Source organism: Bdellovibrio sp. MYbb2, assembly GCF_056175685.1.
The window spans coordinates 85,761-109,853 of sequence record NZ_JBJKJI010000001.1; the positions used below are offsets into that span (position 1 = coordinate 85,761).

A 24,093-nucleotide genomic window follows, 5' to 3' on the forward strand; every position below is an offset into this window, starting at 1 on the left:
AAGATCCTAGTATAAGTTTTGGTTTCGATACTGCATCAGATGATGCGCCAACATGTCGGCTTTAAGTATCTCATCCGCCACTCCCAGTTCAATCGCTTTTTGCGGAGCATAGGGAAATTGCGCTTCTTCCGGGTGCTGCACCACGCTGGCGCCACCGCGTTTTTGAACTTCGACAAGTCCATCAACCCCATCAGTGCCAAATCCACCCAGCAGCAAAGCGTAAACACCCTGAGCATAGGACTGCGCTGCAGACTGGAACAACACGTTGGCCGACGGCAATTGCGACGCCACCGGAGCCCCTTTGGTCAGATTCAGTACGGGACCCTGAGGACCTGTCACAATCTTTCCGTGATGTTCAGCCGGAACAAAATAAACATGTCCCATTCTTAGGAAATCACCGTCTTTACCAACCACCGGAGTCACTTTCGATCCGGCTTTGAGCTTGCTGATAAAAGCCGTCACAAAGTTCGCCACCGTACTGCACGCCACCACCACCGGAGGCGTGTCGGCCGCAAGGCCTTTGACAAACTTTTCCAGAGCATCTGCGCTGCCGGCATTTCCACCCAGCACCACCACTTTCAACTCGGCCGCACGACGGCGGGTTGGAGTCGCAAAGGTTGTGGTTTTGACTTCCTGAAGGGCCGGAGCCTCTTTGAGTTTTCTCAGAATATTCACAGAAGCAGCGGCGCGAACTTTTTCAACCAGCATGCCCGCCAGGTCTTTTAACACCGCCGGATCAAACTGCGAGGGTTTGTGCACAAACTCCACAGCTCCCAGCTCCAGAGCTTTCATCGCCGCTTCCCCGGTGCTGGCCAAAGAAGAAACCATCACCACCGGAATCGGATGATGCTTCATCAGCTTTTCCAAAAACATCACGCCGGACATTTTCGGCATCTCGATGTCCAATGTCAGAACATCCGGCTTTTTACTTAAAATCATTTCGCGGGCCTGATAAGCATCGGCGGCAGAGCCCACCACTTCCAGTCCGCTTTTGGTGAAAATATTCGTGAATAATGTGCGTACGGTTGCGGAATCATCCACCACCAGAACCTTCACGGTTTTAGCCACCGTCAAGGGTTTGAAGCCCGAGACATCCACAGGTTTATCAACACTGCCGCCCGAGGAGTTGTGTAATACATCAAAGGTCGCAGTGTTCATCTTGATCGTTCTGGCTGCTTCGCCAGCAACGTTTCTTTCGATGATGGGGATACCACAATCACGCAGCATCTTTTCTGCAAATTCAATATTGCGTTTGCCGATACCTTCACCGATCTGGGAAACACTGATGACGTTACCGCCACCATAGATTTTCGCCTGCAGTTTGCTGCGGTTTGCGCCCAGACGCACACATTCGTCTATCAGCAAAGGAATGGCGTGGGCCCCATAGCGGGTGTTTTCACGCTCATCAGGCATCCCGTCAGCCAGCAGATAGTGATTCAGGCCGCCAATGCGGGTTGTGGGATCATGCAAAGCCACCGCCACGCAGGAACCCAACAAAGTGGAAATCACGGTCTCTTCTTTAAAGGCCGCAAGTTTACCGGGAAATAGATAGTGAGTGTTCATCAAGCCACCAGTTTTTCAAGATCCAGAACCATAATACTGCGGCGGTCTTTGATGAAAAACTGGTGAACAAAGTTCGCAGACATCATAGTGGATTGGTTTTCAAAATTTTGCAGATCGGCTTCTTTGACGCTGATCATGTCTTCGGTGTCTGTGACCTGCAGACAAAAGCGAACCCCCTGCTCTTCACAGATCACATAGAAGAAATTATCAGCATCCATTCGGGCAAAGCCATGATCCTGAAGGTTCACCACCGGCACGGCCTCGCCGCGGAACGGAATGACCCCCAAGAGCCCCTCTTTTCTTTCAGGCAGATCAAACAACGGCAGCTTGCCGCTGATTTCGATCACACTTAAAATCGGCACCGCAAACTCCTGCGCGCCGGACCGGCAGTGCAGAAGCAGAATTTCACGCAGGTTCTGCGCATTCAGCGCAAAACGTGTCGCCAGATCGGCGGTGTCGGTCTTATCAACCCCCAGAGCTTCAATATAGCCCTTCAAAGTTTTCAAAGCTTTGATCAACTCCGCAGCCCCTTCCAGGTTGCGGCTTTTTTCATCAAAGCCTTCCAGCCATGCAGCCAGATGTAAAAACTCATTCGTCTTGGCATCCACAGCCCAGGCACGCGTTTGCTCGCTGACCTCAGACAGAATACGGCGCCACAGTTTTTCGTCGGTCAGATCGATGAACTTGTCGATCTCCTTGATCACGCTGTCCAGGAAGTACGCTTTGAGTTCCGCTGTAAAGTCATCACCGAAGAAATCACTCATGCGGCCTCCTCGTGTTTTTGCTGGTCATACATCATCAACGTCATCATTTTTTCCGGATCCACAATATAGGTCACTTTTTCATCCGCCAGGATGGAAATGCCCTTGAAGCCTTTTTGCTGGCCGATCATGTTACCAAAGGATTTCACAACCAGATCCGTCTGGGCCTCGATACGGTCCACCAGCAATGCAAACACCGCCTCTTTCTGACGAATAAAGACGGCCGAAGACTTGCGCACCATTTCTTCCGACACGGACGTGCGCATATTCAGAATCTCATGATAATTCAAAATTGGAACGGTCATCCCGCTGAACTGACAATAGCGCAGATGATCCACCGTGGTGATTTGCAACTCATCACAGGACGTGATGTGCGCCACCGACGTCAGCGGCACCGCCAGCTGGTAAGAGTTCCATGCGCACAACAGGGCACTTTCCACCATGATGTGCTGAGGAATTGGAATTTCCAGATGGAAGGTCGCCCCGGCACCCGGATTATTTTCTATGTGAATGCGGCCTTTGTATCTTTCCACAGTGGAAAGAACAATATCCATCCCAACGCCACGACCTGAAATCGTGGTGACTTTTTCTTTCGTCGAAAAACCGGCGCTGAAGATGAATTTATAGATCTGCTCATCACTCAAAGCCCTGGCGTCAGATTCAGTCACCAGGGCATTTTTAACCGCGCGCTGAAGAATGCGCTCACGGTCCAGTCCTTTTCCGTCATCTTTAAAGACCACGTGAACGGCGCCATTTTTTTCGTGCACATCGAGGTTTAACAAACCGATGGTGGGCTTCCCCTGCACAGCTCGTTCAAATTGGTCCTCGATCCCGTGATCGATGGAATTTCGCACCAGATGCACAAGACACTCGTAAAGGTCTTTTCCAAGTCCCTTGTCGATCGGAAGCTCGGCGCCAGTGAATTCCAAGTGGACACTTTTGTTAAGTTCGGTCGAAGCCTGGCGCACCAACAAAGGCAGTCCGGACAGACTTTCCCCGGCTTTTTCCTTGCGCACACTTTGCACCTGGCTTTGGAACTGGTCGCTGATTTTACCCAGGTTCTGGGCAAAGTCATTTTGGCGACGTTCAAAGACCTCGGGTTGAACCCGGAAGTTCACGGTCTGATTCATCATCTGGAAGAAGTTTTTCAACACCAGCAGTTCGCCGGACAGACGCAGGAATTCATTCAGTTGTTTTACTGACAGCCACACGCCTTCATCATCTGCAGTGGAAACCGCGCGGCCCGTATGGGGGCGCGGACTGCGAACAGCAGATTCCTCTCCGAAATCAAAGACTCCGTAGGCGGAAATAACCTCAATGGCTTCACTGAGCTCTTCCGGATAAACTTCACGCTTGTCGCGCAGGCTTTGCGCCAGAACTTTCAAGATGCGTGAGCTTTTCAGAAACAGATCAATGCAGTCTTTGGTGACCGGACGGGATTCGCGTTTGATTCGAGTTAGCAGAGCTTCAAATTCATGCGACAAAGAGCCCAGCAGCTGACCGCCGGGAACGGCGCCGACACTGCCTTTGATGGTGTGAATTTTCCGGAAAAGCACATTCACCTGATCCTGATCTTCCGGATTGTTTTCCAGTTTCAAGATCAGTGTGTCGAGGTCTTCCAGAATTTCTTTGGACTCTTCGAAAAACGCACGGGACACCTCTTCGACCTGTTCAAAGTCGATAAAGGCAGATAGATCCACCTCTTGGTTATCCTGGGGTTTGTTTTCGTCCGACATATAAGGGAATTTATCGGTATTTCAGGGATTTAAGTTAGAACGGAGGGCGGTTTATTTAGGCCAGATTTGAATTACAAGTGCTGCAAATAAGAAGAGCGACCTTACGGTCGCTCTTAGGTTTATGATTCTTTCGAACCCTAGGCGAAGGTCTTGGCGTCCTAAGAGGACGTCACCTCCGCCTTGGTTATGTCTACGTTTTTAACCATAAGCATCACCTCCTTACCAGCCCCAATAGAAGCTTAGATTAGATGATACTATGTTCGAACTGTGTTTTGCCACAATTCTGTGGTCCAGTTTTCACGCGACCAGTTCAGACTGAATCAAGTTATTACAACGACTTGATGAACTGAATCAAAGCGGAACGATCTGCTTTGGGAAGTCGTACGAATTTGTTTTTGGAGTGCTCAGCTTCACCACCATGCCACAGGATCGCTTCTTCCAGATTGCGTGCACGACCGTCATGCAGGAATCCCGCACGCGGATTGATGGTTTGAGTGTGACCCATCCCCCACAGAGGACGAGTTTTCCACTCGCGCCCGTCAGCATCGAAATCCTGACGACCGTCGGCCAGACCATCACCCATGTCATGCAATAGCATGTCGGTGTAGGGATAGATCTTCTGATTGGCAAACGCCTGGATCGGATGATCACCGGTTGTGAAGCTTGGCTGGTGGCAAGTTGTGCAGCTGACCTGATGGAAGATCCCCGCACCGCGGATCACCTCGGCTTCAGTCGCCCCACGACGAGCGGGTACCGCCAGTGTCTGGGAATAGAAAACGATATCGTTGGCCACCTGATCAGTTGCTTCCAAACCGGCGTGAGGTTCACGGCCCGCACGGTAAGCATCATACAGCGGAGTTCCCGCGATGCTTTCATCCGGGAAGGCATAGTTCGTCACGCCGATATCACCGCGCAAAGCACCCAAAGACTGGTGCAATACCGATGGTGTGTTGTTCTTCAAACCAAAACGACCCATGGAAACCGGATACGGATCACCCGCCATGCTTTTTTCGATATCAAACACCCAGTTGGCTTTTCCGGAAACACCTTCCGCAGAAAGATCACGCTGAGCCAATGCCAGAATGTCGGATTCTTTGATCGCCTCAAGCAAACCAAGACCAATCATCGGCGTTCCGATACGCGCGCCCATGCGAACGTCTTTTTCGTAAAGACGGCTTTTCATTTCGCCAGTCACAGAGTCGAAATATTCATCATAAGCGCCCATGACTTTAAAGACCGGCTTACGCAGCTCCACCACATCACCGTCAGGGTAAGTGAACTGAGTCTTGTCGTATTTCATCCAGACTTGCGCCTGACCTGTCCCTGGAAGATCCTCACGAACCCCCAAAGAACCCAGGTGGAACAATTGATCCGAGAAACCCGGAACCGGCACTGGAGCACCGAATTTATTTTCTTTTGTTTTTGGCTTCTTCACGCCGTCTTCGATGCTGATACGCAGGAAGACTGCTTCATTCTGGCGCAAAGGCACCCATTCTTTATTGAACGGAACTACCGGCAAAGCACCGCGGCCGTCTTTGGCGTGGCAGGCATTGCAGCTGGTATTGTTGTGGACCGGACCCAAACCGTATTCAAAGCGGTTCGGATCGTCAGAGAAATTTCTCTCAAAAAGAGCATCGCCCGTCAGGTGACGAGCGATCTCTTCTTCAGACAAATTTGCAGCCGGGTTTCGGAAGGCCCAGATGGACTGGCCTTTGAAAAACACTGTGGTCTCGCCACCGGATTTCTCCGTGTGAACATAGTCCATGTCAATTTGAGGAGCAGCCAAAGCCGCTCCTGCCATCAAATTCAAAACAGTCAGTACAATCCAAGCCTTCATATATTTCCCGATTACATGTCCAGAGTCGGAAGAACTTCAGACTCTAGTGTTGCGTGAAGGGCATTCAGAGCATCAATCGCAGTCTGAGTGCGAGCACGGCCGTCTTTTGTGAAGATAGCCTGACCGAAGTCACCACCGTTTGCCGGGCGGATTGCTTCAATCAAAGCCATGCAGTTCAGGATGTCAGCTTCAACACGAGCAGCCAAAGACGCGTCAACTTTTTCAACCAAAGCTTTTACGCCTGGGCCTTTGGAGTTTTTGTAATGGCCAGTGTAGATGCTGTAAACGGAACGGATGTTGTGCTGGAAGTCTTTCAAAGAGTTCCATGCAAATGGAGATTCAACCAACGCCATGTTAGCAGAACCGATGTCCGCGCCCATTGGGTCAGACATTTTACCGTTGGCAACTTCGTCAACGATACCCATCATGCCTTGAACGAATTCTTCCATTACGGCTCTTTCAGAAGAATAGAATTCATTATTCAAGCCCGGAGTGCTGATCACTTTTACGTAACCTGGAGCAGCTGGGTTTTCTGGGTCATAGTTTGTAGTCCAGGCGTGAGCCAGTTCAGCAGTGTGTTCTGCCAGCAATTGAGCAGATGCTTTCAAGTACTCAAGCTGTTTCGCAGTCAAAGAAGCTGCTGGTTTTGTGTTGGAAACTTTGCCGTCACCGAACAACAGATATTCCAAAGTGTGGAAACCCTGAAGGTTGGTACCCAATGCACGAACCAGATCAACTGTGATCTTGCGGTTGGAGGACATAACAGAGTCCAAGTCCAGCTTGTTCAAAGGCCAAGTGTCCAGCAAGGGGTCAATACCCAAAGAATCAACTGGACCGAACAGGAAAGATTCAGAGCTTTCCCAAGGGATACGAGCTGCACGCCAAGCGGCTTGAGCTTTATCCAGATTTTCCTGATTGGTGTTAGCTGCCAAAGCGTCAACTGCTGCAGATAATTCCGCAGTTTTAGCCGCCAGGTCGTTGTAAGTCGCAAGAATCACATTGTAAGAAACGTGATTGATGATTTCTTTGTTTGTTGCAGCTTGAGCCGTCGCACCTGCGAACGCTACTGCTGCCAACATCATTTTAAGAGCTTTCATTTTAAGTCTCCTTGGTTGTTAATAAAAAATTAAATTACTTTTCAAAAGCGGACAGATCGAAACCGAAGGCCACGTTGGCCTGGTAGGTTTCAGGCAAACCTTCCAGTTCGGTTTTGTCGCGGGCATACTGCACCTTCATGAAGGCCGCTGTATCCCACATCCACATGAAACCACCAGAACGGCGACTGACATCGTAACGTGGATTTTTAACGATGCTGCCCTGAACATCAGCAAAAGTGTTCACGTGCTCTGCTTTCAGGAAGAACACCAGGCCCGGAGTTTCCCAATCATAGGAAAGCTGCACGGATTCAAGTTTTGCCTTGTGACCCAATGGCGCAAACGCCTTTGGTTTCGCCAGACCGCCCAAAGTGGCGTTGGCCGCAGAAACTTTGTCTGAATTGTCCAAAGAACCTTCGATGTACTCAGCCGCGATACCGATGCCTTTCCATTTGTAGTTACCCATCACCGTGGTGATACGAACTTCAGCCGGAACTTTCAGTTTGTCGACCTTGTAGCGGTTGTCAGTGCTGTCACCCGCGTACTGGGCATAGGCGATGCCTGTGCCCTTGGAGATATTGCCCCACTCAAGACTGAAAACAGTCGCCAGATTGTCGGCGTTCATGCTTTCGAAGTGACGCTGGTAACCGCCCCCAACCCAGGAATAGGTACGGAAGAACTCAGAGTTCAAACCGTTCACCAATGCCGCGCGTGCCGTGAATCCGTATTTGATTTTCTGTTCAAGACCCACACCGGTTTCCGTCCAGCCCAGTGGCATCATGCGACCTTCAAGATCAGAAGCCAGGATGGTTGGATACTTGTGTGGTTTGGTCAGAACAGAACCCAAAGAGATGAACAAGGGGAACTTACCGATGCGAACTGCCGTGTCTGTTTTTTTGAAATCCTTTTTGTAGTAGATTTCATGAAGAACAACTTCACCGCCCTTTTCGATTTCCTGTTCGAATTCACCGAACTCTTCGAAGGGGTCGAATTCGATCGTCGTACCGACACCACCGTGTTCGATTTCAACTTCGAATTCAATTTTGGAGCTGTCAGTCAGTTTATATTCACCTTCAAACGCGAACTCTGCCAAATCCATGGAACGACGAACGATCGGATCAAGGTTCTGAACAGTTTTGAATGTCTCTGCTTGGCTGAAAGAGATATAACCGTAAGAAGTGAATTCAAATTGCGGGTATTCTTTTTTGACTTCAGTGACAGTCGCCACTTGAGTCAGTACCGGAGCTTCTTCCGCCTTGGTTTCAATCTTTGGCGTGTTCTCGGTGGTCGACGTGCTTTGAATCACAGTCGTGGTTGTGGTCGTGGTTTTCTCCTGTGCCTGGGCAGCAGAAGACATGGCAAAAATAAGTGCAAGGGCCCATTTCATTTATCAAGATCTCCAGTGAGGCCCGTTTGTAGGCCTGCCCCCGGAAACTGTAAAGACCCCCCACCTTATTTAGGGATAAGTGAGAAGGCCTTGAACGCCAACTGAAAACTTAATGATAAGACCACCCTAGGTGGCGGAAACTCCTGAATAATTTGAAAATTCTACCGGGTTAATGTGGCCATATATTCGGCCACAGCACAGGCCCGCAAAGCCCCCAAACCCTGACCCGCCCACAGGGACTGAAGTTCGGTATGACCACTTTCCTGAGCTTTCTTTCTAAGTGCCGCCGTCAACCAGTGTTGAATCGGATAATCGGGCGTGTCAGCTTCGTGAACCTTCATCTCGCTTGAGAATCGATTGCTCAATCCCCGGGCCCACCGTCCGCTGAAAACTTTAATCAGTTCTGTGTCCTCGGGTTTTCCTTTTAACAGAAGCTCGCGGTATTCCCGGGAAGCTCCACTTTCCTGACAAACCAGAAAAGCCGTTCCGATCTGGACCGCATTTGCTCCGCTGGAAAGCATGGTATGCATATCGGCCCTGGTCACGATGCCCCCGGCAGCGATGACCGGGATGTTCAACTTTGGCGCCATTTCCAGTACCAGTTGTTTTGCCGGCAACAACGGGAACTTTCCCTCCAGGAAAGAGCCGCGGTGTCCTCCGGCTTCAAGCCCCTGGGCAACAATGGCATCACACCCCTGCTCTTGCAGATACAAAGCTTCTTCCATACTGGTGGCAGTGCCCATGACAAAAACATTTTGCGCTTTCAGGGCCGCCATTTCAGCAGGCTTCAGGCATCCGAACGTAAAGCTGAATGCGGGGACTTTTTCTTCCAGCACAACGGAAAATTGCTTTTGAAAAAGATCCGGGTCATAGGAAAGTTCCGGCACTGAATCCATTCCCACCAGTCGGTAGTATGGTAACAGATGCTTTTTCATTCTTTCCAGCTGCGCTTGATCCATAACCGGCGATGTCGGAATAAACAGGTTTACTGCGAATGGATTTGCCGTCAGTGATTTTACTTTTTTAATAAGTGACCGCAAAGAATCCGGCGACATGTATCCGGCCCCGATAGAACCCAAGCCCCCGATATTGCTGACGGCTGAAACCAGTTCGGCTGTCGTGTACCCACCCGCCATCGGGCCTTGAATCACAGGGATACTTGTTAGCTTCCAGTGGGCTTCAGACATGATCAACCTCGTTACTTGAACAGGAATTTAAAGCGCGGCACCTTCTGCCCGTCGACTTCAACGGTTTCATTCCACATCGGTAAAGGCCGGCACCACAGACGTCCGACCGAGTTGTTGTACAAAGATTCGTAAAACACCATCTCATCCAGGCTTTCGCTGTGCCGACCCACGCCGATCACACGATACTGCTTTCCGGAATAATGCTGGTAGATGCCACCAGCAACGATGTCATGGGCGGTTTCTTTAATCATGATGACTTTCGGATTGTTTCAACAAATTGGTGCGCTCTTGTTTGTACAGATCAAAAGCCTCGTTAATGATCTTCAGGGTTTCCGGCAGATCGTGGAAGCCTTCGACTTCGACCTTTTTGTTTTCAAGACCCTTGTAGATTTCAAAGAAGTTGCGGATTTCTTTCAACTGGTGCGGAGCCAGGTCCTTGATGGAATGGATGTGCGCCATCTCGGGATCATCTTCGTGAACCGCAATGACCTTGTCGTCCATCTCGCCCTGATCCAGCATGCGCATGCAACCCACCGGACGGGCCCGCATGATACTGAGCGGATAAACTTGCGCCTGACCCAACACCAGAATGTCCAGCGGGTCATGGTCGCCACAATAAGTGCGCGGAATAAAGCCGTAGTTGGCGGGATAGTGAACCGAGCTGTAAAGCACACGGTCCACTTTCAGAAGGCCTGAAACCTTATCCAGCTCAAACTTGGTTTTGGATCCCGCGGGAATTTCAATCAGCGCGGTCACCACTTCCGGAGCTTTTTTTCCGGGACTCAAATCATGCCAGGGATTCATAGGGCCTCCGTTTTTATTTCATCGCTTCCAGGTGTTTGATGATTTCTGCCTGGATCTGCTTCATCTCAGCATCGGAACGGCGCTGAGCGCGTTTGAAATCCAGATCCGGAATAGACCATGCCGGGATCAGGTGCAGGTGATAGTGCGGAACTTCAAAGCCCGCGACAATCTGACCCACCCGCGGAGAACCAGACGCCTTCAAAATAGCTTTACCGATTTTCTGGGATACTTTGTGAAGATGAGCGTAGGTTTCTGGCGGCACTTCTGTCCAATGATTGATTTCTTCTTTGCTGATCACCAGCGTATGTCCCAAATTGACCTGATCCAGCGCCAGGAAGGACAGGATGCTGTCGTCCTCATAGATTTTGTAGCAGGGAAATTCGCCGTTGATAATTTTGGTGAAAACTGAAGCCATGAGGTCTCCTTACATTTACTGAAAAACTCTGGGAAATCATGCCTGAACCCAAAGGCTTTGACCAGCTTCAACACCCCGGGTCCCCGTTCCAAACCGGGACATTGGCCCAGCTTCCACAATTGCTCAATACTCGCCAGTAAGAATAAGACCTGAGATAACCACGTAGCCTATGGTAGGCTGGAGACTATATGAGCACTATTTTTCTGCTTGAAGATGACCCAGTAATTGGCAAAGCCGTCCAACTGCAGTTGGAACTTGAAAACTATAAAGTAGAGTGGGTGCAAACCCTTGCTGATGCCAAACGCCAAAGCGCGGAATGCAAAGCCGATTTGTTTCTGCTGGATATCAACCTTCCTGATGGCAGCGGGATGGAGTTCTGCAACTGGCTGCGCACCCAAGACCAGAAAAATCCCGTGATTTTCCTGACCGCACGCACTGACGAAGAAAGTGTTGTTCAGGGCTTTGACCAGGGTGCCAACGATTATGTTCGCAAACCTTTTAGCCAACGCGAACTGATCGCCCGCATCCGCAACCAGCTGGCTGACAACAAGGCCACTTTGGATCTGGTTCGCTTTGCCGGCCTGACTCTGATCAAAAATCAGCAGGTGCTTAAAAACGGCGAAGCTCTGATTAATCTGAACCGCCGTGAGTTTGAAATCCTCACGACATTCTTTGAACATCCCGAAACCATCGTGACTCGCGAACAACTGATTGAACGCCTGGCTTCAGGTGAGGAAATCTATGATCGCACCGTGGATTCCCATATCAGTCACATCCGTTCCAAGCTGACCAAAAACGGTGTCACCATGGTGAAAATCAATTCCGTTTATGGCCAGGGTTATCGCCTGGAAAAAGCCGTCTAATCCCCGCCCCTCCACAGGATCTCACTTTAAACCGTGAGGTCCTAACTCCACAATCGCTCAATACTTGCCCGCTATCCTGAATGTGTAAATAAGGCGGGACCATGTTACAAAAAATTCTTCTGACAATTTTACTTCTCGGACCGGTGATGGCCACGGCACAAACTTCAATGTGGGGCACTGGAATGTACGGCGGTATGCAAAGCTGCTCAACCGGAATGCGCGCCGGCAACGGTGCCACCAGCATCGACGACGGCACCAAAGAAATTCAGGCGGAACTGCAAGAAGCCCAGCAACAGCTGAAAACCAAAAAAGCGGAAAAGAAAAAGATCGACCGCACCCTGCAACGGACCCGCACCGATGTGGAAAAATCCATTTCCAGCGACTATGCCGATTTCATCTTTGAACACATGGAAAATTCACGCCGCTGCGAAGAATACAAAGGCCTGCAGGAGCAATCCGGGGAATTTGTTGCCCAGGGTGAAGAAGGTGGCGAAGCCGCAGCACCCAACGCCGACATGATTCCAGTGTATGGTTTTTCCACCGCAGAATGGAAACAGTACTGTGACCGTGGCAAAGCGGGTTCTGTCAGCGGTTCAGTTTGCTCTAATTCAAAGTACCGTGAAACTGACGGCGGCCGTGGCAGTGATGCCACCACTTGCAAAAAAGGGCTGTCTGATTATCGCAAGCAGTATTCCCAGTCCGAAAAACTGCAACGTGAAATCGAACGCATGGAAGGCCAGATCACCAACCTGAAACAAGATCTGAAAGACGCCAAAGCCGACGCGTTGGAAGACCGCCGCAACGGCCTTGCTTCCTCGGACACCGAGGGTGGCGTTTGTGTCGAGTGTATTGCTCAAGGAAATGGATCCCAGGCCTCCGCTCCGAAAACAGATTGGGCCAATGTGATCGCCAACGTGGGCACAGGATTGTTCGCTTCGTATATGGGTTACAAACAAAACCAGATGGTGGCAGAGTACAACTCCAACGCCGGCTGGCCGACGCAGTCTTACCCGGCTTTAAGTTATGGATACCCCTATCTGATGGCGGGTCTTTACGGCGCCGTCAGCGGGGGCACCGGTCAGGGCAGCTTCGGCTGCGGCAGTGGTATGAACGGCACGGGCAACATGAATGGTGCCATGGGCATGACGGGCGCCTATGGCATGGGTGGCATGTACGGAAATGCCGGCATGGGTGGAGCTTTCGGATACCCCGCAGGCATGATGGGCAACATGATGGGTGGCGGAATGTACGCCTCGGGCATGGGCCCGTGGGGCATGAATGGGATGAATATGGGCGGCATGATGGGTGGTTATGGCAACATGATGGGCTCCATGGCCGGTTACGGCTCGATGATGGGCGCTTATCCGGGATCGATGATGAGCAGTATGGTTGGTGGCCTTGCCGGCTACGGCGGTATGATGGGTTCTATGATGGGCAACTATGGTTCCATGATGGGGTCGACGGCCGGTTACGGCGGTTTGATGAGTGGGATGATGGGTTCCATGACCGGAAGTATGATGGGCTATGGTGGACTGATGGGAACATACACCGGAAGCATGATGGGCTCGATGACCGGATATGATTCTTCGTCGATGGCTTTGCAGCAGCAGATGATGCAAATGCAGATGCAACAATACCAAACAGCGATGCAGTATCAGCAGCAGTACCAGCAACAGATGGTGCAGAAATATCAGACTGTTTCTTCCCTGCAGCAAGAGATGTACAATCTAATGTACCGAATTCAGCAAGTCCAGTACGGCGGCACAAGTTATCTGGGTGGCACACTCAGCTCCAGCACTTCACTGGGCCCGACTCCGATTTACTCTACCGGCACCAGTTCCCTGGCACCGGTGCCGATCATCAATTCAACTACCACCACAACGATTCCTGCCGGGCGCTAGGTTTTCAGCCAACTACCAGGCACCCAGTCTTAACAAACGGGTGCCTTGTCTGTAAGAGTCCTCGGCAAAGCGCAGAATTCCATCAGAACTCAGCTGCGATGTCAGGAACACCATATAGACCGGTATCTGCTGTTTCAGTTGAACCTTGGTGTCTTTATCCAGCACTTCCCCCGGTTTTGCCATATAGCGTTCGATCGCGGCACGGTCCCACTCGGTTCCCTTCATCAGGTATTCTGCCAGATCCACGGGTTTTTCCACCCGCACACAACCGGAACTAAGCAGTCGATGAGGCTCGGCAAACAATTCCCGCTGATTCGTATCATGCAGATAGATCGCATAGGAATTGGTCATCATGAATTTCAGTGAACCCAGCGCATTCATGCGGTGCGGGCTTTGACGGATATAAATATTGGCATCCTGAGTGGGATCCATATTGTACCAGTCAATAGTGGCCGGATCGATTCTTTGAGTGAATGACTTGTTCCAGACCTGATAATGGCGGGAATCAAAGTATTGACGAATTTCCCATGGCCACAGGTTCTTGATCTCTTCAACCTTGTCTTCGCGGAAGATCGTCGGTGGCACCACCCAGAATGGGTTGATCACAATGTAAACGATTTTGTCTTTCATGGTCGGTGATTTTCTTTCAGGCCGGCCATTAATGGTGCGGAAGCTCATCGAATAGAAACCTCCGCCGCTTTTATCGACCAGACTGAAATAGGACATCGCCAGGTTCACAAAGATATAGCGTTCTTCCACGTATTGAGGGAACCAGCGCAGCTTTTCCATATCCAGGCGGATCTGTCGCATACGGTCCTGACAGGACACATTCAGATATTTCCAGGTTTTTCCTCCCGGAGAAATCTTGCTGTCGGGTTTAAACCGCAGGTTCCACTGAATATCATTCACCGCAGCCACCATCTGCTCATCATAAACGTTGTCAAAGCTGGCCATAGGATAGCCCAGTTGAGCGATACGGATCTTTATTGGAATCACAATCGGGTCTTTGCCACCCAGCTTCAAAGTTTTTTTAACTTTGGGCAGTGCGGGCCAAAGATTATTCACGCAGGCATTGTTCATTTTGCGAAGGCTGTCACGCAATGCCAGATACTGGGGCATTTGTGAAGACATGGACTCCAACAGGACGTTGGGGTTTTGCCCGGCGGCAGCCAAAGCTGTCTGCAGCTCAACAGGTGTCGGGAATTTTTTCTTGGTCAGTTTCACATCCACGCCCACCAGTGCCGGATCGACGATGCCGGTGGAAACATTCTGCAACAGGCGCAAATAATTAATACTCGCCTGATTTCGCAAAGCGGGATTTAACGGATCCACCAAAAAAGTTTGCTCCATTGAATCCGACCAGTAGCTCTTCGCATTGACTCCGTGATCCCCTGACTGTGTCATCACCCAGCGCAGTTCACTTACCGGAATTCTGTCCACAACGACCAAGTAGTCCTTTGAATTCTGCGCGTTCGCACTCAAAGCAAGGCTCAGAACAGTCAAGAAACCCATGAGACGCACCAACTCCATAACCCCTCCTCATGTCTTCTTTTAAATTAATTTTGTCTCCGTTCTTGCGGCATTGTTAGGCTGGGTCTGGTCGACGGACTTGAAGATTTCCAAAACAAAACAAACTGGATGTTTTGCCACAAAAAACTGGCTCCGACTTTGCTCCTTATCATTCTCAGTAACAACATCGTTCCCCGGCTGCAATCCAATGCGAGTTCATCGCATAAAAGATCTACAGCTGTTGAACTTTTTTGGGAGGTCTCAAAATGAGATGGTCAAAATCACTTCTGACTCTGGGTTTGGTTGCCGTCAGCGTAAATCTGGCTGCATGTAAAAAGCAGTCCAACAATCCCGTGCGCACTGCCAAGGCCACCAAAACCGCAGTTCCCCTGACTGAAAAACAAAAGGCGGAAAGAGCCGCAATGACCTCAGAACAACTGTGTTATCAGGATCTGTGCGCCTCTCAGTCGACAGAGATCTCCTACGCAAATTTGATGGCGAAGGCAGCCCAACCAAGTGACACTCAGAAGGCTTATTACCAGCAACATCTGGACGGCCGCTTAAAAGAAGTGATCAATGCCAAGGTGCAACTGCACACCACCACCCTGAATCAACTGCAGGCGAAAGAATCTGAATTTGCCAATGCAGAACTGAACGAAACGCAAATGCGTTTGATCAAAGTCATCTATATCCTGAGCGGAAAAGACATTTCAGAATCTGACCGAAAAGCGATCTTTGCCAAGATTGGCGAATATGACTTTGCAAAGGCCAACGGCCGGGCGCACCTGCAGGGACCTCAGGCCTATCTGTTGGCAATGCATCCGGAAAAAACTGTGATGGATGCAGCCCGTGCCGAAATCAACCTTGTCCTTGAAATGCAGGAGACTTTAAATAAGGCCATCGGCTTCCGATTTATCGACCTGGACCACGGGGTCATCGCCCGCTTGAAAGCCGGTGGCACTGCCGACGCAACTGAACTGAAGGATCTGATTCAAAGTTCTTACAGCGTGCGCTTGGTGCACACACTGACCTTGAAAGAGACGGCTATTGCCGATGCTCTGCCCCTGCAGGCCGAAACCATCCGCACCAATCTGGCGAAGTCCGATTTGAAAACCCGCCTGCAAAAGCGTCTTGCTGAAGCTCCCGGTCTGAAATCAGCCTGCGAAGTGCGCATGTACCAAGGGCTCAATCTGTATCCGGAAGTCAAAGACGTGACTGCCTTCCAGGAAAAAGTGGAAGTGGTGCGCGAACAGGTTTTGAAAAACCTGAACTCTCAGGATCCCGCATATGAAATCGTGAAAAAGATCAGCGTCTATATGCCTGAGTCCATCAATGATCTGTCCAAATCCCTGGCTCAATCACTGACCGACAGAGCCCGCACCGACAAATTGCAAGTGGAGATGCTTCTAAAAATGGACGCATCCACAACACTGATGCTGGGTGCTTTGCTGTCGCAGACCCTGGGTGAAAACGACATGCTTTGTGATGATCTGGTAAACCTGGGTATTTCTGATTTTGCCAGCCCGGGACTTATCGGTATCAAGGTCAGCTGGATGTCTGTGAAACTGCCGACTTATGGAATTTCCATTCTGGCGCACGAGTTCGCCCACCACGTGTTTGCGCATGCAAAACAGTTTGAAACCGCGAAAGCCTGCCTGACAGACAAGCAGGGATCCACCCAGTTCCTGAATGAAGATTTCTCGGACGTGCTGGCAGCTAAGGTTGTGTCACAACTGCAAAACGTTCTGCCTAAAAAACAATCGAACTATGGATGCTTCTTCGCTTCTGAAGAAAAAGATCCGTCTTTGAAAGTTCAAATTGTTGAAGGTGTCGAAGCTGTGCATTCCTCAGGTCTGTACCGCGCCTTGCAAATTGCGCAAGTTCGTAAAGAAACAATCCCAGACACTTGCAAAAAACTGGTGTCTGCGCAAAACTCCAAAGCCCTTAATTCCTGCGAGATATAATTTGTGAAGAAGTGCTTCCTGAGTTTTCTATTTTTACTGAGTGCCTGCGCGCCATCTGCACAAGAGACCGCGTTCGAGCACTCGTTGCCTGACGATGATGACTCTGCCATCGTCGGTGGCCGTCGTGTCACCAACACCGATCCCCGCGCCAACTGGGTCGTCATGATACGCGGGAGCAAAGGATCTTTTCTTTTCAAAAGCTCGGGCATCTGCACCGGCGCTTTCATTGCTGAAGATGTGATTCTGACTGCCGCCCACTGTGTGGATGAAAAAGGCGCCACTTATGATATTGCCTATGGCTTGAATCCCCTGGAGGAAAAAAGAAAAGTCCTTCGCATAGACAAAATCATCCCACACGAAAACTTTGTTCGGGACACATCGAAACTGGGAGCTGATGACATCGCCCTGATCAAGATCCGCGATCCCAAACCAACACGCCTGAAAATCCTGGGACTGCAGCCTGTAACAACTCTGGAACAACCAACCAACTATCTGGCCATCGGCTATGGCAAAACGTCTGACGGCGCCCGGGTCAAAGAACGGGGCATCCTGCATTCAACCCCGACCATCATTTCTGAGATCAATGAAACCCATCTGATCGGAAACCAGAAAAATGGCATCGGCATCTGCCAGGGTGATTCCGGCGGACCCTTGCTGAAGGCGGATGAAAACGGTGAGCCCGTGATCATCGGCATCACCCACGCCACTTTCAAATACAAAGCGGACCCGATCCCTTCGAATGACTGTTATGGCCGGGCGGCCTATGTCAACGTGGCCAATCAAATGGACTGGATCCATAAAAATCTGAAAATTCTGTCTGATCATTCCGACAAATAAAAAAAGGGAGCTTTGCAGCTCCCTTTTTCATTCGATCTTAAACCGAAATTCCTAGCGTTGGTTGGCCGGAGTCCATTTCAGACCCTCTTTGCCTGCCCATTTGCCACGAGGACGGTAGATACGGTTGTTTGCGTACTGCTCGAAAGCGTGTGCGCACCAGCCGGAAATACGGGAAGCCGCGAAGATCGGAGTGAACAAATCTGTCGGGATGCCCATAGAGAAGTATACAGTTGCAGAGTAGAAGTCCACGTTCGGCATCAAACCTTTTTCGTTGAACATGGTATCGTCGATCAAAGTGGACATTTCGTACATGTGGTGAATACCAGCATCTTTAGTCAACTTGTCGGACATGCTGCGCAGGATACGAGCGCGAGGGTCGCCGTTTTTGTAAACGCGGTGACCGATACCCATAACTTTTTCTTTTGCAGCCAAAGCGTCTTTAACGAACTGTTGGGCTTTTTCCATGTTGCCGATTTTTTGCAGCATCAGGATCACTTGTTCGTTCGCACCACCGTGCAAAGGACCTTTCAACGCGCCAATCGCAGACACGATCGCAGAGTGAAGGTCAGACAACGAAGAAGCCGTTACGCGAGTTGCGAACGCAGAGCAGTTCAGCTCGTGGTCAGCGTGAAGGATCAAGCAAGTGTCCATCACTTTTACGTGCTCAGCTTTTGGCTCAGCTCCGCCGCCCAGCATGTACATCATGTTCCAAGCCATGGATTTGTCAGTTTTAGGAGCCACAGGCTCTTTACCCTTGCGGATTGCATCGAATGCGCAAAGAAGAGTGCCCATTTTCGCTGTCAAACGAACAGACTTGCGCAAGTTTGCTTCAGCGCCGTTGTCGTTAGCATCAGAATCCCAGTGAGCCATCAAAGAAACAGCCGTACGCAACCAACCCATTGGGTGAACATTGGTAGGGATTGCTTTCAAAACTTTGATGAAATCAGGGCTCAAAGCCATTTCATTGCGAAGTTGAGTGGAGAATGCCGCCAGCTCTTGAGCATTTGGAAGTTTGTCGTTCCAAAGAAGATAAGTTACTTCCTCAAAAGTTGAATTCGCAGCAAGATCATCGATCGTGTAACCACGGAAATTTAGAGAATCACCGACGATAAAAGATACTTTCGTCGTACATGCAACAACGCCTTCCAAACCCTTGTCCAAGGCGCCTTCATAGATATTTACTTCAGCCATCGTAGTTTCCTTTCTGACTTATCAAATACTTCTTTTTTAAACATTGTAGACTTAACAGGAGTTTTCACAAGTTGTCACGCGGTTCCCGATCCTAGGTCTTACAAACCCCGCGACTGAAAACATAGTAACAATCAGTTTCTCGGAACCACCGGCATTCGGTCCAACGACCCTGCTTTACCGGCTGGCGAGCTTGATGACTCTGTCTTTAACTTCGGTGACGATCAGTGTCTGGTCCCGGACGGGATCCTGTTTACCTGAGTATCGCTCATTCGAGAGCAGAATCTCGTTGCGCAGTTCATGCACACCCTGCTTCGGGGCCCGAGAAATCGCCTCGGAAATCCCGTGTCCACCCCAGTTCACCCCCAGGGAATTTTGGGACAGCTTCAAACCTTCGGTCGCCATAATCAGACGATCCCGCGGATTGAGCTGGATCACCCGGCTTTGTGGCTCCGTGTTAAAGTCCTTGCCCAGACTTGGACCGGTCGGCAGAAGCTCCACCAGACTGTCCTGACCATAGACCTGCATGAAGCCGTCGATGTTCCCGACAGAGCAGTACTGCATTTCAAAATTGCGGCGATCCACGATCCCGTAGAACACGCTGGCTTTGTCTTCATTCTGGATGGACGGCACAACTTCCTTGGCCAGCAACGCCAGCACTTTGTGGGCCTCCAAGCCGCGACGGGCCTCGATCTGCGAAGAGATTTTAATGATCACGGACAACAACACCGAAGACAGCGAGTAACCGCTGGCACTGGAAATCAGAATGCCGAACTTGAGTTTGTCTTCGTGTTCAAAGATGTCGAAGTAGTCACCCCCCGAACGAGTGCCGGGAAGGAATTTGGTGCTGAACTCAAAACCCTGGACATTGGGAAGTTCAGTGGGCGAAAGAAACTTTTGCATGACCTGCGCCAGCTTCAGCTCCTGGCTGATCTGGGCAATCATCTTTTCCAGGGCGCCATTGGCCTTGGAAAGCTCAAGGCGGTAACGGTGAAGCTCTGCCTCTTTCACCGCCAGTTCATGTTCCAGTTCTGAAATTCGCTCTTTGAGTTCGTCTTGTTCTTTTGCCATGACGGCTTATATTAAATTCTTTTTCACGCCCAGTCGTGAAGGAACATATTGAGCTGTTCTTCTTCGGCCTTTAGTCGGGCTTGAATGTGCTCGGGCACCTGCCCTTCTTTCAAACTGCCCAGACCCTGCAGGTGATAGCGGATCTCGCTGTGTCGCTTGTGGACTTTTTCACGGGCCCAGGACATCACGGTGGCGGACAGAAGCTCCCAGCGTTTCCAGGTCGGACCAAAATAGCGGGACGCCTGCATTTCATCAACCTTCACGTTGCCGCCGAAATGACCCCAGATCATCTGCGCCACCCACTGCACACCCAAAATCAAAGCAAACAACAGAACAAACTGCAGGGTTTTATCCTGTGCCGCGGCCGTCCCGCTGGTGAAACCCAGATTCAGCAAAGTGCGGACTTCACCGGCGATCATCATACCCAGGAACGCCCCGCTGGCCGACACCATCGCAAACTGAGTCCCAATGCGACGGCATTCCTGATTCAACGAGCGGCTTTGCCACCAGAAGAAAAGCATGCGGCCCACACGCTCCCCCGCAACCAAGCCCAGGGCCGCGTTGAAAGAAATGGTGTTGGTCAACAGCAACCCCAAAGCCAATGCCAGGGACCAGAATTCCAGCTGCACAATCAAACTGATCAAAGACGCCAGACAGAACAATGCAATCACCGTCGGAAAACGGCCATCCGCCAGGAAGTAAGCCAGATCACTCTGCCCCAGGGTCGTCATCAACACACTGGCATTACGAAGCATGGTTTCACCACCCACCAGGAAAAGCCCCGTTCCCAGAACCCAGCCCAGAATGTTTTTAATCTGCACGGACAAAAAAACCGTCAGCAGACCCACGCCAGCAAGCCCCAGCAGGAAGTAACCGTTAAAGCTCATGAACAACAAACCCAGAATCAACACCCACCACGCACCCAGGGTGCTAAGACACATCAGCAAAGCACTGGGACGAGTTCCCAGAACACGCAAATTTAAAAGCGCCATTCCCGAGTACAAAGACTTTTGCGGGGATGCTTCCAGCACCACCACATCCAAAGCGCGGATGAACATTTTCCCCAGAGTTGTGTCCAACCCCTTTTCCAGAAAACTTTTTTGCAGGCCAGAGAAAACCACCGCCACGTACTTTTGTGACAGATAAAGCCCCAGCATCATCATGACAAAACTACCCAACCACATAAGTATCATAGCGAACCACCTTTCCCTCGTAAGAATGACGAACACCCGGAAGCAGCTCTTCAGCCTGCATCGGACGTTTCACCACCACGCGCTTCACCGGCCACGTCAGGGCCTCTTGCAGAACCAGACTGGCGTCATCGTCGTGACCAACCAGATCACGGAAGACCACCATTTCCTGCTTGGGAAGTGCGGATTTCTTTTTGTGCGGATACATCGGATCAAAATAAATGGCGTCCACTTCAAGCTGACCCTTGTTCTGTTTTAGAAACTGCAGGCTGTCGGCAAAGTGCAGTTCATAGGATTTCAGATAGTCCTTTTTGGTGCTGGCAAAGGCTTCCTTCAAAAGAGCGTACAACACCGGAGAACGCTCCACCCCGATCACCGAGAATCCCAGCTGGGTCAAAAACACACTGTCGATACCCATACCGACAGACAGATCCAGAATTCGGCGTGCGCCTTTGGCCACGCCCAGTGCCTTGGCGATCAGTTCATTTTTGCCGCGATGACCTTTGCGCTCGTAATCCAGATGGTTTTTATCAAAATCGATTTCAAGCAGGCGCTTTTCCTGATCGCGCACATACACGCCCTCGGGCTCGACAAAGAAATGAAAGAAGTATTGTTCAGGACTTTCAGGATTCAGTGGCGCCTTTAGAAAAGACGCCCACTCGACAGCCTTGTCATGGACTTCCTGAGCGGAAGCCCGAACACAAATGCGAAGGCCGCCGTCTAGCGAAGCAGATACCAAAGACACTCAAAAACCCACATGCCAATGGCGATCAGGAACAGATAGAAACCGGCGCGGAACACCTTGCGCATCTCGCTGCCCACAGGGCTTGAGATATTTTTCAGTTTATAGATGAAGCCCACGGATGCAAATGCCAGAACCACCGTCAGATAAACGCCCCAGTAAAAACCGGCGTAATTCAGATGGTAAGTCAGATTGAAAATCAGGAACAAAATCCACCAGCCGGCAATCAGGCGACGGGCCTTATCAAAACCCAGCCAGTTCACGGTATTGGTGAAACCCGCCTGACTGCTTGGGAAGATGTTCATGAAGTTTCTAAGGTGCACTACGAACAGCACCAACCAACCCCACACACAACCCAGCCAGAAAGCTTCGATATCCCCGGGAACACCCATCGCGATCTGAAAGCCCACCGTCAAAAGCGGCCCCAGCATCACAAACAGAGCAAACTCGCCCCCGATACGGTACTTGAAGGAATTTTGTTTTTTAAACTGAGCCCACAATCCCACCGTCAGACTGACAGCAAAGATCCCGGCCAGCTGCGGGAATGCAAACACCAATGGCACCGCACATACCAGTGCCATGAACAGGAAGAACGATGACAGATGCTTCACCTGGGCTGCCGTGATCCAGCCATTTTGAATGGCGCGACTGCCGGAACGTTCCAGCACGCGGTCGACACCCTTCATGTGGTCCATATAGTCGTTGCGCAGATTGATGGAAATAAACGCCAGCAACACTCCGATGGTCGCGATCGCGGTGGTCACCGGATCCTGCATGGTGTGATCGTCAATGTTCTTGGTCAAAATCAAAAACAGCGGCAGGAAAATCAGAAGGAACGTGCGCACCTTGTACACTTGAGCCAATTTGGCCCACAATGAAGGCTTCGCGATTTCACTCAAAGGAAGAACACGAAACGTCACCAGCTCGGAGGCAGAATTGACATTCAGGGTCTGCTGCGGCAAAGCCCGGTGAGTTTTGGAGAACGTCCCCAGCAAATAGGATTCGAACTGGGCGTCTTTTTTGGAAAGCGTGATCAGTTCACTCACGAAGGTTTCCTTCTCCAGTACAAAATCTCGGTTAGCGGGCGCAGTTGATCAATCAGCTTTTCTTCGCCCGGTTTCAACAGGGACTTCAGACGCTCCAGATGGTGATCATACATTTTGATCAGGCCGCGGTTGATTTCATCGAATTCCGCCAGCTTCTGGTCAAAGCGTGCCTTGCCGCCGACGTTTTCGTAGTATTGCTCCAAAGTTTTGGATTTCACGATATGGTCGATTTCATGGCGAGTTGCTCCGGCACACATGAACGCCCCGAAGGAATTCAAATAGCCGGATTTCAAATCACCCAGGATAGCTTTGCCTTCATCGTTGCGGATGTCGTAATCCAGAAGGTCATCACTGCGCTGGAACAACTGACCCAGCAGCGTGCCCATTTCAGAAAGAATGTTGTGCAGTTCCTCGTCGTAGCGTTCCTGCGCGATGAACGGCGCACGGATGCACCACTTGAACAGACTTGCGGTCTTCAGATTGTGAATACGATCCAGCTGTTCCATAGTGACGAAGAAATCACCCACCACAGAGTCCTGCAGCCATTCACCTTCCAGCAAATCAGAAATCACTTCCGCCGTGTATTGCACCAGCTTGATATTGCCGTGACCGGAAAGGTTCACCATCACACGCGCCAGCAGATAGTCGCCGGCCAGCACCGCGTATTCGGGCGTGTATTTCAGCCACGCAGCTGTTTTGCCACGGCGAAGGTGAGAACGATCGATCAGATCATCATGAAGCAAAGAAGCGTTGTGAATGAATTCAATTGTCTGGGACAAAAGCAGCTCTGTTTTGGGTTCAATACCCAGGTGAGCGGACATCATGCGAATCAATTTTGCGCGGAAGCCTTTGCCGCCGGAAAACAGGTCGTCGTAAAGCTTGTTCAGCTTTGGCAGGTACGCCGGAAAATCCTTTGGATCATAGACTTTAAGATCAATGACGCTGCGTTGCAATTTTAACTCCTGAAGAGGTCGAATAGTCCCGCTAACTTCGCGATT

General features: G+C 50.6%; 21 protein-coding genes. 4 read left to right on the forward strand and 17 right to left on the reverse strand.

All coding sequences use genetic code 11. The annotated features are described in order from the left end of the window. Positions 1-6 precede the first annotated feature (6 nt). From AC04MQ_RS00430 to AC04MQ_RS00475, 10 genes are all read right to left on the reverse strand, one after another. Positions 7-1,563 carry a chemotaxis protein CheB gene (locus AC04MQ_RS00430; protein WP_475392007.1) on the reverse strand — a complete coding sequence of 519 codons (1,557 nt, stop codon included), beginning with the start codon at positions 1,561-1,563 and terminating at the stop codon, positions 7-9. Continuing rightward, positions 1,563-2,327, reverse strand: coding sequence for a chemotaxis protein CheW (locus AC04MQ_RS00435; RefSeq protein WP_015089741.1), 765 nt, complete (start codon positions 2,325-2,327; stop codon positions 1,563-1,565). Before AC04MQ_RS00435 ends, AC04MQ_RS00430 begins: the two co-directional genes overlap by 1 nt. Next, positions 2,324-4,060, reverse strand: coding sequence for a chemotaxis protein CheA (locus AC04MQ_RS00440; RefSeq protein WP_475390529.1), 1,737 nt, complete (start codon positions 4,058-4,060; stop codon positions 2,324-2,326). The genes AC04MQ_RS00435 and AC04MQ_RS00440 overlap by 4 nt, the downstream gene beginning before the upstream one ends. Positions 4,061-4,388: 328 nt before the next feature. After that, positions 4,389-5,897, reverse strand: a complete 1,509-nt coding sequence (locus tag AC04MQ_RS00445; protein ID WP_475390531.1) for a di-heme oxidoredictase family protein — start codon at positions 5,895-5,897, stop codon at positions 4,389-4,391. Positions 5,898-5,908: 11 nt separating this feature from the next. Next, positions 5,909-6,994: an imelysin family protein gene (locus tag AC04MQ_RS00450; RefSeq protein WP_475390533.1), complete on the reverse strand. Its 1,086-nt coding sequence runs from the start codon at positions 6,992-6,994 to the stop codon at positions 5,909-5,911. A gap of 34 nt (positions 6,995-7,028) precedes the next feature. Beyond that, positions 7,029-8,378 carry a hypothetical protein gene (locus tag AC04MQ_RS00455; protein WP_015089737.1) on the reverse strand — a complete coding sequence of 450 codons (1,350 nt, stop codon included), beginning with the start codon at positions 8,376-8,378 and terminating at the stop codon, positions 7,029-7,031. Positions 8,379-8,539: 161 nt separating this feature from the next. Next, positions 8,540-9,565: an NAD(P)H-dependent flavin oxidoreductase gene (locus tag AC04MQ_RS00460; protein WP_015089736.1), complete on the reverse strand. Its 1,026-nt coding sequence runs from the start codon at positions 9,563-9,565 to the stop codon at positions 8,540-8,542. Positions 9,566-9,576: 11 nt separating this feature from the next. Then, the gene (locus tag AC04MQ_RS00465) at positions 9,577-9,816 is read right to left on the reverse strand and encodes a DUF1653 domain-containing protein (RefSeq protein WP_015089735.1); all 240 of its coding nucleotides are present in this window, start codon (positions 9,814-9,816) and stop codon (positions 9,577-9,579) included. Beyond that, positions 9,809-10,369, reverse strand: coding sequence for an inorganic diphosphatase (locus AC04MQ_RS00470; RefSeq protein WP_015089734.1), 561 nt, complete (start codon positions 10,367-10,369; stop codon positions 9,809-9,811). Before AC04MQ_RS00470 ends, AC04MQ_RS00465 begins: the two co-directional genes overlap by 8 nt. 13 nt (positions 10,370-10,382) lie before the next feature. Next, the gene (locus tag AC04MQ_RS00475) at positions 10,383-10,784 is read right to left on the reverse strand and encodes an HIT family protein (RefSeq protein WP_015089733.1); all 402 of its coding nucleotides are present in this window, start codon (positions 10,782-10,784) and stop codon (positions 10,383-10,385) included. 188 nt (positions 10,785-10,972) lie between these two features. On the opposite strand from AC04MQ_RS00475, the gene AC04MQ_RS00480 reads away from it, so the two are divergent. Both AC04MQ_RS00480 and AC04MQ_RS00485 read left to right on the forward strand, forming a co-directional pair. Then, on the forward strand, positions 10,973-11,647 hold the full coding sequence (locus AC04MQ_RS00480) for a response regulator transcription factor (RefSeq protein WP_015089732.1): 675 nt from the start codon (positions 10,973-10,975) through the stop codon (positions 11,645-11,647). Positions 11,648-11,748: 101 nt separating this feature from the next. Further along, positions 11,749-13,548 (forward strand): hypothetical protein, encoded by a 1,800-nt coding sequence (locus AC04MQ_RS00485; protein WP_475390537.1) that lies wholly within the window; start codon positions 11,749-11,751, stop codon positions 13,546-13,548. A 12-nt stretch (positions 13,549-13,560) separates the two neighbouring features. On the opposite strand, the gene AC04MQ_RS00490 is transcribed toward AC04MQ_RS00485, so the two are convergent. Continuing rightward, the gene (locus AC04MQ_RS00490; RefSeq protein WP_475390539.1) at positions 13,561-15,078 is read right to left on the reverse strand and encodes a L,D-transpeptidase family protein; all 1,518 of its coding nucleotides are present in this window, start codon (positions 15,076-15,078) and stop codon (positions 13,561-13,563) included. A gap of 245 nt (positions 15,079-15,323) precedes the next feature. Here AC04MQ_RS00490 and AC04MQ_RS00495 point away from each other — a divergent pair, with 245 nt between their 5' ends. Further along, positions 15,324-17,021 carry a hypothetical protein gene (locus tag AC04MQ_RS00495; protein ID WP_475390541.1) on the forward strand — a complete coding sequence of 566 codons (1,698 nt, stop codon included), beginning with the start codon at positions 15,324-15,326 and terminating at the stop codon, positions 17,019-17,021. Between the two features lie 3 nt (positions 17,022-17,024). Further along, positions 17,025-17,858 (forward strand): S1 family peptidase, encoded by an 834-nt coding sequence (locus AC04MQ_RS00500; protein ID WP_015089728.1) that lies wholly within the window; start codon positions 17,025-17,027, stop codon positions 17,856-17,858. A 51-nt stretch (positions 17,859-17,909) separates the two neighbouring features. Here AC04MQ_RS00500 and AC04MQ_RS00505 read toward each other — a convergent pair whose 3' ends face one another. From AC04MQ_RS00505 to AC04MQ_RS00530, 6 genes are all read right to left on the reverse strand, one after another. Beyond that, on the reverse strand, positions 17,910-19,049 hold the full coding sequence (locus AC04MQ_RS00505; protein WP_015089727.1) for a citrate synthase: 1,140 nt from the start codon (positions 19,047-19,049) through the stop codon (positions 17,910-17,912). Positions 19,050-19,223: 174 nt separating this feature from the next. Then, positions 19,224-20,117, reverse strand: a complete 894-nt coding sequence (locus AC04MQ_RS00510) for a PP2C family protein-serine/threonine phosphatase (protein WP_015089726.1) — start codon at positions 20,115-20,117, stop codon at positions 19,224-19,226. A 23-nt stretch (positions 20,118-20,140) separates the two neighbouring features. Next, a complete protein-coding gene (locus AC04MQ_RS00515) occupies positions 20,141-21,310 on the reverse strand; it encodes a hypothetical protein (RefSeq protein WP_475390543.1) in 1,170 nt (389 codons plus the stop codon). Next, a complete protein-coding gene (locus AC04MQ_RS00520; protein WP_475390545.1) occupies positions 21,288-22,052 on the reverse strand; it encodes a class I SAM-dependent methyltransferase in 765 nt (254 codons plus the stop codon). Before AC04MQ_RS00520 ends, AC04MQ_RS00515 begins: the two co-directional genes overlap by 23 nt. Next, positions 22,028-23,095, reverse strand: coding sequence for a prenyltransferase (locus AC04MQ_RS00525; protein WP_475390547.1), 1,068 nt, complete (start codon positions 23,093-23,095; stop codon positions 22,028-22,030). The genes AC04MQ_RS00520 and AC04MQ_RS00525 overlap by 25 nt, the downstream gene beginning before the upstream one ends. Further along, a complete protein-coding gene (locus AC04MQ_RS00530; RefSeq protein ID WP_088566315.1) occupies positions 23,092-24,048 on the reverse strand; it encodes a polyprenyl synthetase family protein in 957 nt (318 codons plus the stop codon). Before AC04MQ_RS00530 ends, AC04MQ_RS00525 begins: the two co-directional genes overlap by 4 nt. Positions 24,049-24,093: the final 45 nt, after the last annotated feature.

What these genes read in the sequence shown, in the direction of transcription:
- AC04MQ_RS00430 (WP_475392007.1), bottom strand. Translation starts at nt 1,563, where the DNA reads ATGAACACTCACTATCTATTTCCCGGTAAACTTGCGGCCTTTAAAGAA.
- AC04MQ_RS00435 (WP_015089741.1), bottom strand. Translation starts at nt 2,327, where the DNA reads ATGAGTGATTTCTTCGGTGATGACTTTACAGCGGAACTCAAAGCGTAC.
- AC04MQ_RS00440 (WP_475390529.1), bottom strand. Translation starts at nt 4,060, where the DNA reads ATGTCGGACGAAAACAAACCCCAGGATAACCAAGAGGTGGATCTATCT.
- AC04MQ_RS00445 (WP_475390531.1), bottom strand. Translation starts at nt 5,897, where the DNA reads ATGAAGGCTTGGATTGTACTGACTGTTTTGAATTTGATGGCAGGAGCG.
- AC04MQ_RS00450 (WP_475390533.1), bottom strand. Translation starts at nt 6,994, where the DNA reads ATGAAAGCTCTTAAAATGATGTTGGCAGCAGTAGCGTTCGCAGGTGCG.
- AC04MQ_RS00455 (WP_015089737.1), bottom strand. Translation starts at nt 8,378, where the DNA reads ATGAAATGGGCCCTTGCACTTATTTTTGCCATGTCTTCTGCTGCCCAG.
- AC04MQ_RS00460 (WP_015089736.1), bottom strand. Translation starts at nt 9,565, where the DNA reads ATGTCTGAAGCCCACTGGAAGCTAACAAGTATCCCTGTGATTCAAGGC.
- AC04MQ_RS00465 (WP_015089735.1), bottom strand. Translation starts at nt 9,816, where the DNA reads ATGATTAAAGAAACCGCCCATGACATCGTTGCTGGTGGCATCTACCAG.
- AC04MQ_RS00470 (WP_015089734.1), bottom strand. Translation starts at nt 10,369, where the DNA reads ATGAATCCCTGGCATGATTTGAGTCCCGGAAAAAAAGCTCCGGAAGTG.
- AC04MQ_RS00475 (WP_015089733.1), bottom strand. Translation starts at nt 10,784, where the DNA reads ATGGCTTCAGTTTTCACCAAAATTATCAACGGCGAATTTCCCTGCTAC.
- AC04MQ_RS00480 (WP_015089732.1), top strand. Translation starts at nt 10,973, where the DNA reads ATGAGCACTATTTTTCTGCTTGAAGATGACCCAGTAATTGGCAAAGCC.
- AC04MQ_RS00485 (WP_475390537.1), top strand. Translation starts at nt 11,749, where the DNA reads ATGTTACAAAAAATTCTTCTGACAATTTTACTTCTCGGACCGGTGATG.
- AC04MQ_RS00490 (WP_475390539.1), bottom strand. Translation starts at nt 15,078, where the DNA reads ATGGAGTTGGTGCGTCTCATGGGTTTCTTGACTGTTCTGAGCCTTGCT.
- AC04MQ_RS00495 (WP_475390541.1), top strand. Translation starts at nt 15,324, where the DNA reads ATGAGATGGTCAAAATCACTTCTGACTCTGGGTTTGGTTGCCGTCAGC.
- AC04MQ_RS00505 (WP_015089727.1), bottom strand. Translation starts at nt 19,049, where the DNA reads ATGGCTGAAGTAAATATCTATGAAGGCGCCTTGGACAAGGGTTTGGAA.
- AC04MQ_RS00510 (WP_015089726.1), bottom strand. Translation starts at nt 20,117, where the DNA reads ATGGCAAAAGAACAAGACGAACTCAAAGAGCGAATTTCAGAACTGGAA.
- AC04MQ_RS00515 (WP_475390543.1), bottom strand. Translation starts at nt 21,310, where the DNA reads ATGATACTTATGTGGTTGGGTAGTTTTGTCATGATGATGCTGGGGCTT.